Source organism: Nocardioides sp. L-11A, from assembly GCA_029961745.1.
Taxonomy (GTDB): Bacteria; Actinomycetota; Actinomycetes; order Propionibacteriales; family Nocardioidaceae; genus Nocardioides.
Genome location: CP124680.1, coordinates 3,911,090 through 3,928,797, shown reverse-complemented (window position 1 = coordinate 3,928,797; position 17,708 = coordinate 3,911,090). Strand labels below are relative to the sequence as shown.

The following is a 17,708-nucleotide window of genomic DNA, read 5'->3' as shown; positions in this document are numbered from 1 at the left end:
ACATGTCCACCACCCACGCTGTCCCCGCGGAGTACGTCGACCGCCCGGAGCCGTCCGCGGTCCGGGGGAGTGCCCGCGCCCTCGGCGCCCTGCTGTGGCGCCGCCGCTGGATCGTCGCCCTGGTCGTGATCCTGGTGGCGAACGGCGTCGCCGCCGGCCTGGTCCTCGCGGACCGCGAGTACACCGCGTCGGCACGGATCGCCGTGACCCCGCGCGCCGACCTGCCGCCGTCGACGGTCGACTACACCGACCTGCTCGGCACGGTCGCCGACGTCGGCAGGTCGTGGCCGCTGCTCGAGGAGGTCGCGGACCGAGTACCGGGCCGGTCGGCCGACCAGCTGCGGGACGACGTCGAGGGCAAGGTCGTCGAGGGCACCGTGATCGTGCAGGTGGCGGTGACCGACACCGACGCCGAGCGCGCCGCCCGGACGGCGAACCTGATCCTCGAGCTGCTGCCGGCCAACGATCCCGCCGGTGGCGCCTTCGCCTACCACGTCACCGAGGACGCGGTCGTCCCCGACGAGCCGAGCTCGCCGAACGTCCCGGTGGCGGCCCTGGCCGGCCTGGTGCTCGCGTTCCTCCTCGCGATCGTGGCCGCGATCGTCGTCGACCGGCTGTTCCGCACCGTGAGCGACGCCGAGGAGATGGGCGAGCTCGCCGACACGCCGGTCCTGGGCGTGATCCCCAAGCCGGCCGACCCCCGACAGGCGAGTGCCATCGACTACTGGGCACCGGAGTTCCAGTCGATCCGCGCCCTGCGCATCGCCGTCGAGTTCGCGAGCGCCGAGGACCCGAGCCGGCTTCTCGTCGTCACCTCGGCCGGTACGTCGGACCCCTGGGCCGGCTGGATCGAGGTCAACCTCGCCGTCGCCCTGGCCGAGGTCGGCCACCGGGTCCTCGTGGTCGACACCAGCGGCGACCCCGACGTCCACCCCGCCCTGCGGGCGCCGAGCGGCGAACCCGGTCTGTACGACGTGCTGGCGGGCGAGGTCGACCTGGTGGACGCCGTCCGGGAGGGACCGACGGAGGACGTCGACCTCCTCGCCGTGGGACAGGCGCACCTGGCGCCGCCGAGCCTGCTGGAGATGAGGTTCGACGGCCTGCTGGAGAGCACCGAGGGCAGCTACGACGTGGTCCTCGTCCACGCCGCTCCCGTCGCCTCCTCCGAGGACGCCCGGATCATGGCGATCCACGGCGCGCTGCTGCTCACCGTGCCGTCCGGCTCGGTCCACCCCCGGACGGTGCAGCGGGCGGCCGAGCACCTGAGGGAGATCCAGCTGCGGATCCTGGGCAGCATCCTGGTCGGTGTCCGCGCGCCACGCCGGCGCCGGGTCGGCGAGGCCTGATGCGGACCGGGCTGCGGGTCGCCGTCGTCCAGCAGGGCGGCGTCCTCGGCGGCGCCGAACGCTGGCAGCTGCAGCTCGCCGACGCCACGGACCGGCTCGACGTGACGGCGATCGGGCTGGGCGCCGGCGCGACGACCGCGGCCTGGGCGCGGCGCGGCTGGCCGGTCGCGACCGTGCCGGCCGGCAGGTCGCTCGCCCGGCTCGCGACCGCCGCCCGGCGGCTGCGCCGGCTCCTGGCCCGGGAGCGTCCCGACATCGTGCTGGCGCACGGCGTGAAGGCGGGGCTGGTCGCGGCGGCCGCGGCCCGGCCCACGGGGATCCCTGTCGTGTGGGTGCGCCACGACGCGTCGTACGCCGGTGCGCCGGTGCGGCTGCTCGACCGGCTCACCCAGGGTCAGGTCGCCACCAGCTCCTGGCTGCTCGAAGGCCGCACGCCGCGCGCCGGCGTGGTCCTCAACCCACCCCGGAGACCCGGCCCGGTGCCGGCCGCGGAGGCCCGCGCGCTCCTCGGCATCGATCCCGCCCCCGGCGAGCTCGTGCTCGGCATGGCGGCCCGGGTGGTCCGGCACAAGGGCATCGAGGACGCGGTCCGCGCCCTGGCGCTGCCCGGCGCCGCCGCCTGGGAGCTGGTCGTCGCCGGGGTCCCCGACCCGGCGGAGCCGGACGAGCAGGACCGGCTGGTGAAGCTGGCCGCCGATCTCGGTGTGGCCGAGCGGGTCCGCTTCCTCGGTGAGATCCCCGACGTGGCGCGCGTCGTCTCGGCGTTCGACGCCCTCGCGGTCCTCACCAAGCCCACGGCGGCCGAGCCCTGGCTGCGCGAGGCCTTCGGGATGTCCGCGCTGGAGGCGCTCACCGGCGGCGTGCCCGTCGTCGCGGTGCCGCCGGTCGACGAGATCGCCGCCGCGGGCGGCCTGCCCGTGCGCGTCGCGCGGCCCGACGACGTCGCCGCCGCCCTCGCGACACTCGCCGACGCCGGCACCCGCCGACGGATCGGCGCCGCCGCCCGGCGACGGGCGCTGGACTTCCCCGACGCGGGTGCGGCCGGCCGGCGGCTGGCCGACCACCTGGCGCTGCTCGCGCACCGGCCGGGCGCCGGTCACCGCACCATGACGCCACCGCTGAGCGTGGTGACCACCGTCCTCGACGACGAGCAGGGCCTCACCGAGCTGCTGACCGCCGTCGTACCCCAGCTCGGCCCCGACGACGAGCTGGTCGTCGTCGACGGCGGCTCGACGGACGGGACGACGGAGGTGGCGCGGCGGGCCGCGGAGGCGGACTCCCGCGTGCGGCTGGTCGTCGAGCGCGGCGCGGGCATCTCCCGCGGTCGCAATGTCGGCATCGGGCTGGCCCGCCACGACGCCGTCGCCTGCACCGACGCGGGCTGCGTGCCCGCGCCCGGCTGGCTGGCCGCGTTGCGCGGGGCGTTCGACCGGCACCCGGACGTCGGCCTGTGGACCGGCACCTACCGGGTCCTCGCCGAGCGGCCCTGGGAGCTGGCCCTGGCGGCTGCGGGCTATCCCGCGATCGACGAGCTGGCGCGCCCCGGGCCGGGGGTCCGGGCCTACGGCCGCCTGTTCGGCCGCAGCTTCGACCCCTCGATGCCCACCGGCCGCTCGGTGGCCTTCACCCGCCGGGCCTGGGCCGACGCGGGCGGCTTCCCCGAGCACCTCGCGACCGGCGAGGACGTGCTCTTCGGGCGGAGCATCGTCGCGGCCGGGCACCGGGCGCGGATGGTCCGCGACGCCGAGGTCGCCTGGGCGCAGCGCCCGACCCTCCTCGCGAACCTGCGGATGCTGCGCCGCTACGGCGAGGGCAGCGGGCACTCGCTGGACCCCCGGCTGCTGGGCCGCGACCTGGCCCGCGCGGCGTCGTACGCGGTGGGGGCGGCGGTCCTCGCGCGCGGCGGGCGGACGTCGCGGGCGGTGGCCCTGGCCGGCGCGGCCGGCTACCTGTCGCTGCCCGTGGCCCGTGCCGCGCGTGGCCCGCGACCCCTCGCCGCGACCGCGCTGGTGCCGCCCGTCGCGGCGGCCCGCGACCTGGCGAAGGCCTGGGGCGCGCTGTCCGCCGTCGCCGCCGGCGTGCGGAGACGGCGATGAGAGCGGAGCGGCACGGGGCGCTCCGGGCGGGCGTCGTGGCCGTCGTCGTGCTGCTGCCCTTCGGTGACGTCGCGGTGCCCGGGCTGGGGATGCGGCTGATCCACGTCGCGATGCTGGTGCCGGCGACCCTCGCCCTGCACCTGGTGATCGTGCGCGGCGCCCGGATCCCGACCTCCGTCGTCCTCGTCGGGTGCGGCCTGGGCCTGGTGTCCGGCATCGTCTCCGGAGCCGACGGCGTCGACCCCTCCCGCTCGGTGCCGCTGGTCGTCGGCTCGGTGATCGCCACCTGCTACGCCCTGGCCGTGGTGCTCAGCCGGCCCGGCGCGGAGCTCGGGGTCCTCGACCTGCTGGTGCTCGTCGGCGGCGCGACCGCGGCGTCCGCCCTCGTGTCGGTGGGCCGCCTGCAGGCGGCGGAGGCGGGCAATGTCGTCAACGGCCGGCTGACCGGCCCCTTCTCCCAGCCCAACGAGCTGGGGATCTTCTGCGCCGCGCTGCTGCCCGTCGCGCTGGCGTGCATCGTGACGAGCTCCTCCCGGCGCCGTGCCGCGCTGCTGTCCGTGGCCGCCGCGAGCCTGGCCGTGGCCTGTGTGCTCAGCATGTCGCGCGGCGCCTGGATCGGCGCTCTGGCGTCCTTCGCCTGCCTGGCGGTCTGCGAGCCGGCCCTGCGGCGGGCCCTCCTGGCGATCGGGCTCGGCGCCGCCGCGACCTGCGGCGCCGCGCTGGTCGCGCCGGCCGGCGTACCGGTCCTGGGGGTGGTCGGCGCGCGGATCCGCACGCTCGGCGACCCCACGCAGAACCAGTACGACGACCGCCCGCTGGTGTGGTCGGAGGCGTGGCGTCAGGCCGCCGAGCATCCCTGGCTGGGCGTCGGGCCCGGTGGCTTCCGGTCGGCGGCCACCGAGTCGACGAGCGCCGTCGCGGCCCAGCCCCCGGAGCATCCGCACAACCTGCTGCTGACCGTGCTGGCCGACCGCGGCGTCGTCGGAGCCGCGCTGGGGATGGTGATCGTCGCCGGCTGCGTCCTCGCCGTCCGCCGGCACGTGCTGGCGCCGGAGCCCGGCGACCCGGCCGCCCGGTCGGTGCGGATCCGCAGCATCGCGGTCATCGCCGGGCTGGCCGCCGTGGCGGTCCACGGCGGCTTCGACATGCCGTTGCGCAACCCGATCGTGTCCGGCCTGGTCTGGACGCTCCTCGGGCTCGCAGCGGTGGCGGAGACCGTGCCGCTCGCGCGCTACGCGGCGGAGCATCACGCAACGACGAATCGGAGGAAGTGGGTCCCCGTGACATGTTGACCACGACACAAGAGGTGCAGCGTCTCCGCGACCGGTGGCGGACCATCGGCCTGCTCGTCGGCGGGCTGGCGCTGGTGGTCACCCTCGGTGCGCAGCTGATCCTGCTGGTGCCGACGACCTACACCGCGACCAGCGCCGTGGCCCTGCGACCGCTGACGGCCGAGCAGTCCGCCGACAGCATCGAGATGCAGGCGCACGAGTTCGGCGTGACGCTCGGCGCGAAGGAGTCCGCCGCCGAGGTCCTGGCCGAGGTCGCGCCCGACCGGCCGCCGCAGGTCGCCGTCACCGCCACCCGGGACCCGGGCACCGCGACGATCAGGATCGCGGTGTCCTCCACGAACCGCGACGTCGCGGTCGACGTCGCCAACGGCCTCGCCGAGCGCGCCGAGGAGCTCGGCGGGACCGACCAGATGGCCCAGGTCGTCGTGGCCGTGCGGGCCGGTGCGGCCGGCGTGACCTCCGGCCCGCCGCGCCGGCTCTACTTCGCGGCCCTGGTGGCCCTCGCGGCCCTGCTGCTGGCCGGCGGGCTGTACCGGATCCGGGAGCGGACGCCGTGAGCCGCCGTGCCCCGCTGGTGCTCATGTACCACGGCGTCGACCACGTCCCCGCCGACCGCGACCCGCACGCGATGTTCGTGACGCCGCAGGCCTTCCGCGACCAGGTCGAGCATCTCCTGGAGGAGGGCTTCGTCCCCCTCTCGGAGCGGGCGTACGTCGAGGGCCGATGCTCGGGCTCGCTGCCTCCGCGGTCGGTGCTGATCACCTTCGACGACGGCTACGTCGGCGTGGGTGAGCACGCGCTGCCCGTCCTGGAGTCGTTCGGCGTGCCGAGCGTGCTCTACGTGCCCGCCGCGCTGGTGGGCGGCTGCTCGGACTGGCTGGAGCCACGCCACCGCCACCCGCTGATGACCGGCGAGGAGCTGCGCTCCGTCGACCGGCGTGGCATGGCGGTCGGCGCGCACGGGACCGACCACCAGGACCTCACCCGGGTCTCCGGTGGCGAGCTGCGACGTCAGACCACGGGCGCCCGCCGGGCGCTGGGGGAGCTGCTCGGCCGGCCGGTCACCTCTTTCGCCTTCCCCTTCGGCAGCCACGACGCCCGGGTGCGCACGGCGGTGCGCGACGCCGGCTACGACACGGCCTTCGCGGTCCACGAGGCGGCCGGCGGGTTCGCCGTCGGCCGGGTCGACGTCAACGCGATCGACACCATGCGGACCTTCCGCCTGAAGCTCCACCGGCTCTACCCCCGCGCCCGGCGGGTGTCCGGCCGGGTGCCCGCCGTACGCCGCGTCGTCCACGACCTCCTCGGCCGGGCCCCGCGCGACCCGGGCGTCGAGCTCGCCGGCCGGGCGGGTGCGCGATGAGCGGGCTGCTGCGTCGCTCGAGTGCGGTGATCGCCATCCTGGCCGTGGCCGGGATCGTCGGCGTCCTGCTCATCGGCTCCACGGCGCCCTCGCCGATCGGCGCGCAGCCGGACCCGGCAGCGCCGTCGGGGGAGGTCGCCCCGCAGCCCGCCTCGCAGCCCGCCCCGCAGTCCACCGGGCAGCCCGCGCCGTCGCCGAGGACCGGCGCCGACGTCGACCTGGGCTTCCAGCTCTCCGCCCACCACAGCGACCGCGCGGACCAGGCGATCGCCGTGCTGGACCGCCTGCGGCGCGCCGGCGCGCGCTGGGTCCGCGTCGACGTGGGCTGGCAGACCCTGCAGCCGCAGGGGCCCGGTCCCTTCGACCAGTGGTACGTCGAGCTGCTCGACGAGGTCTTCACCGGCGCCCGGGAGCGTGGGCTGCGGGTCATCGTGTCCCTGTGGCTCTCCCCCTCCTGGGCCACGGACGGCGGCAGCCCCTATGCGCCGCCGGACGACGTCGGCGACTACGCCGACGCGATCGCCGCCGCGGCCCGGCGCTGGGGTGCGGACGTGGCCGCGTGGGAGATCTGGAACGAGCCGAACTTCCCCGTCTTCTTCGAGGGGGCGGACCCCGCCACCTACACCCGGCTGCTGTGCGCGGCCTACCCGGCGGTCAAGCGCTACGACGACGCGCCGGTCGTGTTCGGCGGGCTGATGTACAACGACGACGGCTGGCTCCGGCGGGCCTACGAGGCCGGCGCCCGCGACTGCTTCGACGTCCTCGCGACCCATCCCTATGTCGGCCCGAGCGACGCGCCGCCGGACACGCCGGCGGTCGGTGCGGTCTGGCGGCTCACCCACACACCGGCGGTGCGTGCCGTGATGGAGGAGTGGGGCGACGGCGCCAAGCAGATCTGGATCACCGAGCTCGGCTGGTCCTCGGGGCCCGACAGCGCCGGCAACCCGTGGGACCGGTCGGTCACCCCGCGCCAGCAGGCGGCGTACCTCGGCGACGCGGTCCGCCTGGTCCGCGCGCGCTATCCCTATGTCGGACCGATCATCTGGTACCGCGACATCGACGGGCCGAGCGACACCTACCAGGACGGCTTCGGCCTGCTGCACCCCGACCTCCGGCCCAAGCCCGCCCTGCGCGCGCTGCGCGACGCTGCCCGCCGCCGCTGACGCGACGCGGATCAATCCCGAACCGACCGGCACTGGAGTGACATGACGGTGATCGTCTCCCGCGCGGCCCCCGAGGTGGGGCCGTCCCCGGTGCGCGCCCGCGCCACCGGGGGAGCGGTGTCGTCCAGGTTCCCGGCGCTACCGCCCGGAACGGGCTGGCTGGCGCTCGGGGCGGTCGCGTCGAAGGCGTCGCAGACCCTGGTGCTGCTGCTCATGGCGGCCGTGCTCGATCCCGCGGCCCTGGGGGTCGTGGCACTGGGCGCCGCGCTGCTGAACGTGACGACCGTCCTGGCGGACCTCGGGACCGCCACCGCCCTCGTCCACTTCCGCGGCGACGCCGAGCGCGCGGCCCGGTCCGCGCTCACGCTGGCGCTGGTCACCTCCCTGGCGCTGGTGGCCGTGGTGTGGGTCGCGGCACCGTGGCTCGCCGGCCTGCTCCGGGTCGGCACGGCGGGCGCCGAGGTGTTCCGCGGCATCGTGCTGTGCGTGCCGCTCGCCGCGGCGGCCGGGATCAGCGCCGAGCTGCTGCGCCGCCGCCTCGACTTCCGCCGCCGGATCCTGCCCGACGTCGTGGGCAGCGCCGTCGGGGCGATCGTCACGGGGGCCGCCCTCGCGGCGGGTGCCGGTGCGTTCGCGCTGGTGCCGGGGCAGCTGGCACAGGCCGCGACCGCCCTGGTCCTGCTCGGCGTGCTGCGGCCGCCGGTGCGTCCGGGCTGGTCGGGGCGCGACGCCGCGACGCTGCTGTCCTACGGCAGCGCCCTCGCCGGCGGCGCCCTCCTGTCGCTCGTCATGCTCAACGTCGACTACGTCCTCGTCGCGCACCGGCTCGGTGCCGGCGACCTCGGCGCCTACTCCATGGCGTTCCGGATCGCCTTCATGCCCTACCTGCTGGTCGCGGTGGTGATCGGCGGCGCGGTGTTCCCGCGGCTGTGCCGCCTGCGGGGCGAGGCCGTGGGCGCGTCCGCGATCGCGGCGGCGGTCGTCGTCCACCGCCTCCTGGTGCCGGTCTACGCGGCGATGGCGCTCCTCGCGCCGCTGCTGGGACTGCTCGGCGAGGAGTGGTCGGTCGCCGTACCGGCACTGCGCTGGCTCGCGGCCTACGGCCTGGTGCTGAGCCTGCTCGAGCCGCTGCTCGTCGCGCTCCGGGCGGTGGGCCGCACGGCCGACACGCTCGGAGTCGCCGCTCTGCACGTCGTCCTGCTGGTCCTGCTCCTCGGCCGGTACGTCGACCACGGGATCACCCTCGTCGCCGTCCTGCAGCTGGTCGCGGCCGCCGTCACCCTGGCCGCGGCCGCGGTGCTGGTGAGTGTCCGGGTGCCGGGCTTCCGCTGGTCGCTGCTGGTGCGCCGGTCCCTGCCGGCGCGTCTGCTGCCGCGATCGAGCCCGGTCGTGGAGATCCGCCGTCTGCCGCGGCTCCGTCCGCCGCGGCTCGGCACCGGCCCCGCGCCGGTGGCGCCCATCCTGGCGGTGCTGCTGGTGACGGGCCTCGCCGTGGCCGCCGGGCTCGCCGCCGCGGGCGCGCCGTACCTCGTGCTGGCGCTCGTCGTCGGCCTGACGGTGCTGACGGCCGCCGTCCTGCGCGTCGAGTGGACGGCGATCGCGCTCGTCGTGGCCGCACCGTTCGCGCACCTGCTCCAGGAGCAGATCCACCCGGCGGCGTTCAAGGCCGTCGGCGCGCTGCTGTTCGTGTCCTGGGCGGTCCGGGTGCTGCACGACCCGCGCCCGCAGGGGCTGCGACACCCCGGCCTGGTCGCCCTGGGCGCCCTGGTCGTGGTCCTGATGGCGTCCTTCGTGGCCAACGGCGCGGACGTCGCCTCGGGTGGCGACCACGTCGTGAGCTACGCGGCCCATGCCCTGGTCGTCGTGGTGCTGGTGGACCTGCTGCGGCGCGGCCGGCCCACGCCCGCGGCGTTCGCGCGCCGGCTCGCGACCGCCTACGTGCTCTCCTGCACCGCGGCGGGCGTGGTGGGCGTGGCCTCGTTCCTGGTCCACGGCGGCCGGGCCGTCGGACCGCTGGCGGACCCGAACGACCTGGCGTTCTTCATGATCACAGCGCTGCCCTTCGCCGTCCTCGCCGGCCACCGCAGCCTCGCCCGCCACCGCTCCACAGCCGCTGCCTGGGGGAGTGGCTGTGGAGCGGTCCTCGTCGTCGCGACCCTCGCCACCTTCTCCCGCGGCGCTCTGGTCGGCCTGTCCGCCATGGTGGTGGCGGCCGTGCTGCTGCGCGCGGTCCGTCCGGCGGCCCTGCTCGGCATCGCGCTCGCCGCGGTCCTCGGCGCGGGCGTGATGACAGTGACCCACGGCGACGTGGTCGCCCGGGCCCTGGCCGAGAAGGAGCATGTCGCCGCCAGCAACGTCGACCAGCGGCTCACCGCGGCGTCGGTCGCCGTCGACATGACTGCCGCCGACCCGGTGCTCGGCCAGGGACCGGGAGGGTTCGCCGCCGAGCGGAGCCGCTTCGTCCCGGCCGGCGGCACCGCCGTGCGCGAGGACGTCGCCCACCAGATGTATCTCGACGTCGCCGCCGAGCTCGGTCTGGCCGGTCTGGCCGCCTTCGTCGCGGTGCTGGCGCTCGCCGGCCGCGGTGCCCTGCGGGCCCGCCGGGCGGCCCGCGCCCGGGAGGACCGCCGCACCGCCGACGCCGTCCTGGTGGCGCTGGCCGGCGCCGCGGCCGCGGCCTGCTTCCTCAGCGAGCAGTACTTCCTGCCGATCTGGCTGCTCGTCGCGCTCGGGCTCGGCATCGAGCCGCGGCGCGACCGCCCCCCGGCCGCCGGAGGCGAGGGCCGATGACCCTGCGCGTCCTCCAGCTGCTGACCCAGGCCCGCGGCGGTCCGGTCGACCATGCCGTCGACCTCGCGCTCGAGCTCGCCGCGCTCGGGCACGACAGCCACCTCGCCGGTCCGCCGGGACCCCACCTCGACCGGGCCGCGGTCGGCGGCGTGCGCACGCATCGTCTCGTCGTCCGCCGCGGCGTCGACGCCGTCGGTCTGCGCTCGGCGGCGGCGCTGCTCGGCGACGTGCGGCCCGACCTGCTGCACCTGCAGGACCGTCGCGCCGGGCTCGTCGGTCGGGCCCTCGCCCGGTGGCGTGGCCTGCCCGCGGTCTACACGCTGCACGGCGTCCCGGACCAGCTGGCCGGCCTGGTGCCGGGCAACCTGCCGATGGCCCCGGCCCGGCGCCGCGACCGGCTGGCGTATCTGACGGGCGAGCGGCTGCTGGCCGCCACCCCGCGCACGGCCGTCGTCACGCCGTGCGAGGCGCTCTCGGCGTACGCACGCCGTGAGGTCGGGCTGCCCCCGACCCGGGTCCGCACGGTCCCCAACGGCGTCGGCCGGGCCTGGTTGGACGCACCCGTTCCCGGCCCGCGGCGCACCGGCGTCGCTGCCGCCTGGCTCGGCGTGATGGAGCCGGTCAAGCGGGTGCCCGAGCTGGTCCGTGCCGCGGCCCGGGTCCCGGACCTCGACCTCCACCTGGTCGGCGACGGCCCCGAGCGCGCGCGGGTCGAGTCCGCGGTGGCCGGCGCGGGCAGCGCCGACCGCGTGCGCCTCCTCGGGTTCCGCCCGGACCCCGTGACGCACCTGCGTGCCGCGGATCTGCTGGTCCTGGCCTCCGCGGCCGAGGCCTGTCCGATGGCCCTGCTCCAGGCGATGGCCTCCGGGCTGCCTGTCGTCGCCACCCGCGTCGGCGGGGTACCCGAGATCGTCCGCGACGGCATCGACGGGTTGCTCGTCGATGCCGGCTCCGAGGACCAGCTCGTCACGGCGCTGCGGACGCTGAGCGCCGACGCCGCGCTGCGCGCCCGGATGGGGGCGGCGGCCCGCCGTCGGGTCATCGAGAGGTTCACCGCCGAGCGCTGCGCGCGTGCGCTGCTCGCCGTCTACGAGGAGGTCGGATGAGGATCCTGACCGTCATCGCCGAGCTCGGCATCGGCGGCGCCGAGACCATCGCCGTCACCCTCGCCGCTGCCGCGGCCGCGGAGGGCCACGAGGTGTGGGTGGCGAGCGGGCCCGGCCACCGGATCGCCGCGCTGGAGGCCGCTGGCGTGCGGCACGTGCCGGTGCCCCTCGTCGGCCGGGGGCCGGCCGGACTGGTCCGCGCCGCGCACCGGCTGCGCACGCTGCCGCAGCCCGACCTCGTGCACGCCCACAATCCCAAGGCATCCCTCGTCGCCGGACTCGCGCTGGGCGGCCGGGCGCCGCTGCTGACCACGCTGCACGGAGTGGCCGGCCCCGACGGCCGCCGCGCCGCTCGGATCCTGCGCCGGGTGAGCGATCGCGTCGCCGTGGTCTCGCCCCACCTGGCCGAGGCGTTGGCGGACGAGGGATACCCGGGCAGCCGGATCGACGTCGTCCCCACCGCACTCGAGCCGCTGCCGTCGTACCCGCGCGAGCGTGCGCGTGCCGAGCTGGGCCTCCCGCCCGATGTGCCGGTCGGGCTGTGCCTGGCCCGGCTGGTCCCGCAGAAGCGCCACGACCTGCTGCTCGCCGCCTGGCCCGCCGTCGCCGACCGCGCCGTCCTGCTCCTCGCGGGCGACGGACCCGGGCGTGGGCGGGTCCTGGCCGACATCGACCGCCACGGCATCGGCGCCGGCGTCCGTCCGCTCGGCGAGCGGGCGGACGTGCCCCGCCTGCTCGCGGCCAGCGACTTCCTGGTGCTGCCGACCGACTGGGAGGGACTGCCGGTGGCGGTCCTGGAGGCGCTCGGCGCCGGGGTTCCCGTGCTCGCCTCCCGGGTGAGCGGGCTCGTCGAGCACTTCGCCGGCGCGGTCCGCCTCGCCGAGCCCGGATCGGCCGCCGCGCTCGCCGCGGGCCTGGTCGACCTGGTCGACGACGCCGCCCTCCGCGCGGACCTGGCGTGGCGCGGGCGGGCGCTGGTGGCCGACCGCTTCTCGCGCGCCCGCATGGTGGCGCAGTACGACGACATCTACCTGCGTCTGGCCGGTCGTCCCGTCGGCCGCCGCCCGCGGACAGGAGTGACCCGATGAGCCGCCACCCGAAGCGCCGAGGCAGGCGCCCCAGTTGGCCGCTGTACGCCGGCGTGCTGCTCGTGCTGGCAGGGCTGGTCGCCGGCGGCCTGCTGCTGACCGGGACGATCGGCGGCGCCGAGGACAGCCGGGCACGGACGCCGTACCCGGCCGGCCGGGTCCCTCCGGTCGCGCTGCCGGCGGCCCCGGCCGGGGTGGGCGACGTGCTGGCCGTGCGGTCCTGGGGCCGCGCGGCCGGACAGCTGGCGATCGTGGTCGGCAACGAGTCGACCGAGCCGATCGCGAGCGCCCGGGTCCGGGTGACCGCCCGGGACGCGACCGGAGCCGTGCTCCTCGCGACGAGCGGCACCGACGCCGACGTGTGCTGCACGGTCGTCGGGCTGCCGCCGGGCGCGGAGTTCGGTCTCTTCGTCCCGCTCGACGCGGGGGTCGGCGAGATCGGCGCCGTCGACGTGGAGACGCTCAGCGCCGAGGCGGGCGCGTCGGCCGCGGACGCGTCGGTGCGGGTCGGCGACGCCGACCTGCGCCGCGACGACGACGACACGGTCGTCGCCGTCCGGCTGAAGGCGCGTGGCCGGCTCTCGGGCTATGTCGCCGTCCAGGCACTGCTCGTCGACGGCGAGGGCGAGCTGGCCCAGGTCATCTCGGGCCGCTTCTACTGCTTCCGGCCCGGCGCCGCCCGCACGGTCCGCCTGCACCTCTTCTACGCGGTGCCGCCTGGGCTCCGACTCGACCGGGTGCTGGCGTACCCGATCCCGGACGGCGTCCGCCCGCACGTCCCGGGGCGGTGTCGATGACCGCGGGCGCCGACGTCCTGGTCACCGGCGGGGCGGGCTACATCGGCAGCACCGTCGTCTCGGCGCTCCTCGACGCCGGGCACCGCCCGGTCGTGCTCGACGACCTGTCGGCCGGGCCGCGGTCGTTCCTGCGGGGGCGCGCGGCGTACGTCGGCGACATCGCCGACCACGACCTGCTCCGTCGGGTGCTGCGCGAGAACCCCGGCGTGCGGACCGTCGTGCACTGCGCGGCGAGGGTGGTGGTCCCCGAGTCGGTGCGCGAGCCGGCCGCTTACTACCGCACCAATGTCACGGGCACCTGCGAGCTCGCCGAGACACTGCTGGACTGCGGGGTCACCCGACTGGTGTTCAGCGGCTCGGCCGCGATCTACGCCCCCGGACCCGACCTGGGCGTCGACGAGTCGTCGCCCTGGGACCCGCGCAGCCCGTACGCCCGCACCAAGGCGGTCGCCGAGACCCTGCTGGGCGACCTCGTCGCGGCCACGCCGCTGCGCGTCCTGTCGCTGCGCTACTTCAACCCGGTCGGCGCCGACCCGTGGCTGCGGACCGGCCCCCACCAGCCGGACCCCAGCCACGTGCTGGGCCGGCTCCTGGCCGCGCACCGGACCGGGCGTCCCTTCCTGCTCACCGGGACCGACTACCCGACGGTCGACGGGAGCGGCGTACGCGACTACGTCCACGTCTGGGATCTCGCCCGCGCCCATGTCGCCGCGCTCCGTCACTTCGACCGCGCGCTCGGCGGCGCGCGCTATGAGGCGGTCGACCTCGGCACAGGCAGCGGTACGACGGTGCGCGAGCTGGTCACGACCTTCGAACGCGTCACCGGCCGGCCGCTGCCGGTGGTCGAGGCGCCTCGCCGCGCCGGCGACACCGTCGGCGCGTTCACCCGCAGCACCAAGGCGCGACGACTGCTCGGCTGGCGGCCGGAGCGGACCCTCGCGGACGGCATCGAGGACGCCCGGGCCTGGTCCCGGGCACGGCACCCGGATCGGGAGGCATCATGACGGCGGCACCGACGGCACACACGACCGCGGCGGCACGGACGACTGCGGGGGGCCGGGTCGAGACGGGCCCGGCCGCGCTCGCGCGGCTGGAGCGGCTGGCGGGCTGGATCGACGGGCGCAGCGCTGAGTTCTGCACCTCCGCCGGGTGGCTGCGGGCCGCGGCCCTGCATCTGCCCGGGGCCCCGGCCGTGCTCACCGTCGGCCCGGCCGAGGCGCCGGTGGCGCTGGCCGCGCTGACCACGTCGCGGCGTCGCGGTGTTCCCCGGATCGAGCTGCTGGGCGGCGACCTCAACGACTACGGCCGGCTCTTCCACGACGACGAGGCCGCCGCGGCCGGGCTCGCCGACGCCCTGGTCGGCTGGCTGGGGACGCGTCGCTCGTGGTCCCTCCACCTGGGCCAGGTGGATCCCGACGACGCGGCGGTGCGGGCGATCGTGGCGCGACTGCCCGGCTGCCGGATCGAGACCGGGCCGCCGATGCCGCGGATCGAGGGCGTCGGCGGCAGCTTCCGGATCAGCCGCAACCGGCGGCGCAGCATGCGCCGGGCGACCGCCCGCCTCGACGCGGAGGGCCGGACCTGGCGGACGGTGGCGGCGAGCGAGCCCGGCGACGTCGCCCGGTGGCTGCCCGCGCTGGTCGAGGTCCGGCGTCACCGGGACCACGCCGCAGGCCGGCGCAGCCACCTCGACGACCCGCGGCTGCGCGCCTTCCACGAGACCGTCCTGCTCGACGCGGCCGCCCGCGGCCGGGTGGTCGTCGACGTGCTGCTCGTCGACGACGACGTCGCCGGCTACGCGGTGACGATGGTCGACGGGGACACCTACCGCCTGTGGGACGGTCGGGTCGCGGAGGAGTGGCAGCGCTACCAGGGCGGCATCGTCTGCGACATGCTCGCCGTGCTGCGGGCCGCCGAGGCGCCCGGGGTCACCACCTTCGACTGGCTGCGCGGCCGCACCGAGGCCAAGTTCGGCGACCACGAGACCCGGCGGGTGGCCGTGCGGGCCGCCTCCGGCACGGTGGTCACGACCCTCGACGCCTGGGCCGACGCGGTGCGGCGCGGGGCGCGCCGTGCTGTGCCGGCGTCGCTCGCGCGCGCCCTCGTCGCGCGATGACCCAGGTCGCGGAGCAGGCCGAGACGCTGCGGCGTACCGGTGCGACCGTGCTCGCCCTCGGCGCCTCGGAGCTCCTGGGGAAGGTCGCCACCTTCCTCACCGTGCTGGTGATGGCGCGCCTGCTCGGGGTGGCCGACTTCGGGCTGCTCTCCTTCGGCCTCAGCCTCGGGCTGCTGCTGTCGGTACTGTCCGGGCTGGGCCTGGACGCGCGCGTGATCCAGCTCGGCAGCGCGCGGCCCGCGTTGCTCGACCGGTGCTACGGCGCGCTGGTCGGGATCCGGGTCGCGGTCTCGGGCGCGGTGCTCGCGGCGACGGCGGCGGTCCTGTCCGCCACCATGACGCCCCACGAGGCGGTGGTCGTCACGCTGCTGGTCGCGAGCTGTCTGCTCGACACGGTCACCGACGCCTCGCGGGCGGCCTGTGCCGCCCGCCAGCGCCAGCAGCTCTCCGCACTCGTGCTGGTGCTCCAGCGGTTCTCGGTGCTCGTGCTCTGTGCCGGGATGCTGCTGGCGACCCGGAGCGCGGTGGACGGCGCGGTCGGCTACCTGCTCGGCACCGCGATCGGCGTCCTCGGGATGCAGGTCGCCGCGCGCCGCGCCGGGGCGCGGATGCGGATCCGCGGCAGCGGGGCCGAGGCCCGCCTGGTGCTGCGGGCCGCGCCCGTCACCGGTCTCGGGGACATCGCGGCGATGGGTGTCTTCCGGATCGACGCGGCCCTGATCGGTGTCCTGCTCGGCACGACCGCCGTGGGCATCTACGGCGCCGGCTACCGGGTCTTCGAGTCGATCCTCTTCGTGAGCTGGACCCTCTCGCGCGCCTTCGTGCCGGTCATCGCGAGTCGACCCGACGACGCCCGGCACCTCCGCGACTGGGCCGAGCGCGGCCTGGTCCTGGCCTGTGCGGTCTACCTGCCCTACGGCGTGGTCATCGCGCTGCGGGGCGACGACCTGGTGGCCCTGCTCTTCGGCGAGCAGTACGTCCACCCCGGTGTGCTGCTGGGCCTGGCCGCCGCCCCGCTCCTGTTCGGCATCACGCATGTGTGCGCCTCCGTGCTCCTCGCGCTGCGGCCCGACCCCGTCGTCCTGGTCGCGAGCGTGCTCGCCCTGACGGTGAACATCGCCATGAACCTCCTCCTCGTCCCGCGGTGGGGCATCACCGCCGCCGCCGTGGCCACGACGACCGCCTTCCTCGTCGAGTCGGTCGTCCTCGGGATCGCGCTGTCCCGGATCGCCGGCCGGTTCTGCCGGTTGCGCCCGCTCGCCGCCTTGGTCCCGGGAGCGGTCGTCGCCGGCATCGTCGTCGAGCTGGTCGACGACGTCGCGCTCGCCGTACCGGCCGGGGCTCTCGGGTTCCTGCTGGCCTGGGCCGCCGCCGGGCGGGTGCTCGACCCGGTCCTCTTCGGGAACGTCGTGGCATTCCTGCGCCATCGGCCCCGTGGGGCTGGGATGATGGGCGCGTGAGCACCGACCTGTACGCCGTCACCGTCCTCGGCCACGACCGCCCCGGCATCATCGCCGCCACCACGGCCGGCCTCGCGGAGCTCGGGCTCAACATCGAGGACTCCACCATGACGCTGCTGCGCGGTCACTTCGCGATGATGCTGCTGTGCCGGGGCGGGTCCGACGCCGCCGCGATCGAGCAGGCGCTCGCGCCGCTCGCGGCCGGTGGCGACCTGGACGTGGCGGTCCGCCCGGTCGCGTCCGGTTCCGCCCCCGCGGCCGGCGGCAGCGCCTGGGTGCTCACCGTCCACGGCGGCGACCGTCCCGGCATCGTCTCGGCCGTGGTCAGCGAGGTCGCCACCGCCGGCGGCAATATCACCGACCTCACCACCCGCCTCGCGGGCGACCTCTACCTGCTGGTCGCCGAGCTCGACCTGCCGGTCGGTGCCGACGTCGCCGCGGTCGAGGGCGCCATCCGGGCCGCGGCCGAGCGGGTCGGCGTCACCGCCACCCTGCGTCCGGCCGAGGCCGACGAGCTGTGAGCCTCGATGCGGGCAGCGAGCGGGTCGCGGCCTGGACCGAGACCGAGCTCGGCGTCGAGGGTCGGGTCCTCGAGGTCGTCCGCGCGCCCGCGGGCGTGCTCTCGGCGCGCGGCGACGACGTCGACCCGACCTCCGCGGAGACCGTCCAGCTCGCCGCCGACCTGGTCGCGACCATGCGGGTCAGCCCGGGCTGCGTGGGCCTCGCCGCCAACCAGGTCGGGGTCGGCGTCCGCGTCTTCTGCGTCGACGTCACCGAGCACCCCAAGACCCGCACCCGGCACGGCACCTTCGTGCTCTGCAACGCCGAGGTCGTCGCGTCCAGCCGCAACGAGCGGGCACGTGAGGGCTGCATGAGCGTCCCCGACCTCACCGGCGACGTGAAGCGCGCCTCCCGGCTGACCGTCCGGGGCCGGCTGCCCGGCACCGGCGAGGAGGTCGAGTTCAGCACCGACGCCTTCGAGGCCCGGGCGCTGCAGCACGAGATCGACCACATCGACGGGTTCCTCTTCCTCGACCGGGTCGCCGGTGCCCACGCGATCTACCCGCGCCAGACCTACTTATAGGGATCCA

General features: G+C 76.5%; 15 protein-coding genes. All 15 read left to right on the top strand.

What is annotated here, in order from left to right; translation table 11 throughout:
- The first annotated feature begins 2 nt into the window (after positions 1-2).
- Genes QJ852_18900 through QJ852_18830 form a run of 15 tightly spaced genes read left to right on the top strand, consistent with a single transcriptional unit; the run spans position 3 to position 17,701 of the window.
- Entirely contained in the window at positions 3-1,346 is a 1,344-nt protein-coding gene (locus tag QJ852_18900; protein WGX95218.1) for a Wzz/FepE/Etk N-terminal domain-containing protein, read from the top strand.
- Positions 1,346-3,442: a glycosyltransferase gene (locus tag QJ852_18895; protein WGX95217.1), complete on the top strand. Its 2,097-nt coding sequence runs from the start codon at positions 1,346-1,348 to the stop codon at positions 3,440-3,442. The genes QJ852_18900 and QJ852_18895 overlap by 1 nt, the downstream gene beginning before the upstream one ends.
- Positions 3,439-4,734, top strand: coding sequence for an O-antigen ligase family protein (locus QJ852_18890; GenBank protein WGX95216.1), 1,296 nt, complete (start codon positions 3,439-3,441; stop codon positions 4,732-4,734). Before QJ852_18895 ends, QJ852_18890 begins: the two co-directional genes overlap by 4 nt.
- Before the next feature lie 14 nt (positions 4,735-4,748).
- A complete protein-coding gene (locus QJ852_18885) occupies positions 4,749-5,291 on the top strand; it encodes a hypothetical protein (protein WGX95215.1) in 543 nt (180 codons plus the stop codon).
- Positions 5,288-6,097, top strand: coding sequence for a polysaccharide deacetylase family protein (locus QJ852_18880; protein ID WGX95214.1), 810 nt, complete (start codon positions 5,288-5,290; stop codon positions 6,095-6,097). Before QJ852_18885 ends, QJ852_18880 begins: the two co-directional genes overlap by 4 nt.
- On the top strand, positions 6,094-7,260 hold the full coding sequence (locus QJ852_18875) for a cellulase family glycosylhydrolase (protein WGX95213.1): 1,167 nt from the start codon (positions 6,094-6,096) through the stop codon (positions 7,258-7,260). Before QJ852_18880 ends, QJ852_18875 begins: the two co-directional genes overlap by 4 nt.
- A 42-nt stretch (positions 7,261-7,302) precedes the next feature.
- A complete protein-coding gene (locus QJ852_18870) occupies positions 7,303-10,050 on the top strand; it encodes an O-antigen ligase family protein (protein WGX95212.1) in 2,748 nt (915 codons plus the stop codon).
- Positions 10,047-11,156, top strand: coding sequence for a glycosyltransferase family 4 protein (locus QJ852_18865; protein WGX95211.1), 1,110 nt, complete (start codon positions 10,047-10,049; stop codon positions 11,154-11,156). Before QJ852_18870 ends, QJ852_18865 begins: the two co-directional genes overlap by 4 nt.
- Positions 11,153-12,244, top strand: a complete 1,092-nt coding sequence (locus QJ852_18860; GenBank protein WGX95210.1) for a glycosyltransferase — start codon at positions 11,153-11,155, stop codon at positions 12,242-12,244. The genes QJ852_18865 and QJ852_18860 overlap by 4 nt, the downstream gene beginning before the upstream one ends.
- Positions 12,241-13,041: a hypothetical protein gene (locus QJ852_18855; protein WGX95209.1), complete on the top strand. Its 801-nt coding sequence runs from the start codon at positions 12,241-12,243 to the stop codon at positions 13,039-13,041. Before QJ852_18860 ends, QJ852_18855 begins: the two co-directional genes overlap by 4 nt.
- A complete protein-coding gene (galE, locus tag QJ852_18850) occupies positions 13,038-14,045 on the top strand; it encodes a UDP-glucose 4-epimerase GalE (GenBank protein WGX95208.1) in 1,008 nt (335 codons plus the stop codon). Before QJ852_18855 ends, galE begins: the two co-directional genes overlap by 4 nt.
- A complete protein-coding gene (locus tag QJ852_18845; GenBank protein ID WGX95207.1) occupies positions 14,042-15,157 on the top strand; it encodes a GNAT family N-acetyltransferase in 1,116 nt (371 codons plus the stop codon). Before galE ends, QJ852_18845 begins: the two co-directional genes overlap by 4 nt.
- A complete protein-coding gene (locus tag QJ852_18840; GenBank protein ID WGX95206.1) occupies positions 15,154-16,617 on the top strand; it encodes an oligosaccharide flippase family protein in 1,464 nt (487 codons plus the stop codon). Before QJ852_18845 ends, QJ852_18840 begins: the two co-directional genes overlap by 4 nt.
- The gene (locus tag QJ852_18835; GenBank protein ID WGX95205.1) at positions 16,614-17,138 is read left to right on the top strand and encodes an ACT domain-containing protein; all 525 of its coding nucleotides are present in this window, start codon (positions 16,614-16,616) and stop codon (positions 17,136-17,138) included. The genes QJ852_18840 and QJ852_18835 overlap by 4 nt, the downstream gene beginning before the upstream one ends.
- On the top strand, positions 17,135-17,701 hold the full coding sequence (locus QJ852_18830; protein ID WGX95204.1) for a peptide deformylase: 567 nt from the start codon (positions 17,135-17,137) through the stop codon (positions 17,699-17,701). Before QJ852_18835 ends, QJ852_18830 begins: the two co-directional genes overlap by 4 nt.
- The last annotated feature ends 7 nt before the right edge of the window (positions 17,702-17,708 follow it).

What these genes read in the sequence shown, in the direction of transcription:
- QJ852_18900 (WGX95218.1), top strand. Translation starts at nt 3, where the DNA reads ATGTCCACCACCCACGCTGTCCCCGCGGAGTACGTCGACCGCCCGGAG.
- QJ852_18895 (WGX95217.1), top strand. Translation starts at nt 1,346, where the DNA reads ATGCGGACCGGGCTGCGGGTCGCCGTCGTCCAGCAGGGCGGCGTCCTC.
- QJ852_18890 (WGX95216.1), top strand. Translation starts at nt 3,439, where the DNA reads ATGAGAGCGGAGCGGCACGGGGCGCTCCGGGCGGGCGTCGTGGCCGTC.
- QJ852_18875 (WGX95213.1), top strand. Translation starts at nt 6,094, where the DNA reads ATGAGCGGGCTGCTGCGTCGCTCGAGTGCGGTGATCGCCATCCTGGCC.
- QJ852_18870 (WGX95212.1), top strand. Translation starts at nt 7,303, where the DNA reads ATGACGGTGATCGTCTCCCGCGCGGCCCCCGAGGTGGGGCCGTCCCCG.
- QJ852_18865 (WGX95211.1), top strand. Translation starts at nt 10,047, where the DNA reads ATGACCCTGCGCGTCCTCCAGCTGCTGACCCAGGCCCGCGGCGGTCCG.
- QJ852_18860 (WGX95210.1), top strand. Translation starts at nt 11,153, where the DNA reads ATGAGGATCCTGACCGTCATCGCCGAGCTCGGCATCGGCGGCGCCGAG.
- QJ852_18855 (WGX95209.1), top strand. Translation starts at nt 12,241, where the DNA reads ATGAGCCGCCACCCGAAGCGCCGAGGCAGGCGCCCCAGTTGGCCGCTG.
- galE (WGX95208.1), top strand. Translation starts at nt 13,038, where the DNA reads ATGACCGCGGGCGCCGACGTCCTGGTCACCGGCGGGGCGGGCTACATC.
- QJ852_18845 (WGX95207.1), top strand. Translation starts at nt 14,042, where the DNA reads ATGACGGCGGCACCGACGGCACACACGACCGCGGCGGCACGGACGACT.
- QJ852_18840 (WGX95206.1), top strand. Translation starts at nt 15,154, where the DNA reads ATGACCCAGGTCGCGGAGCAGGCCGAGACGCTGCGGCGTACCGGTGCG.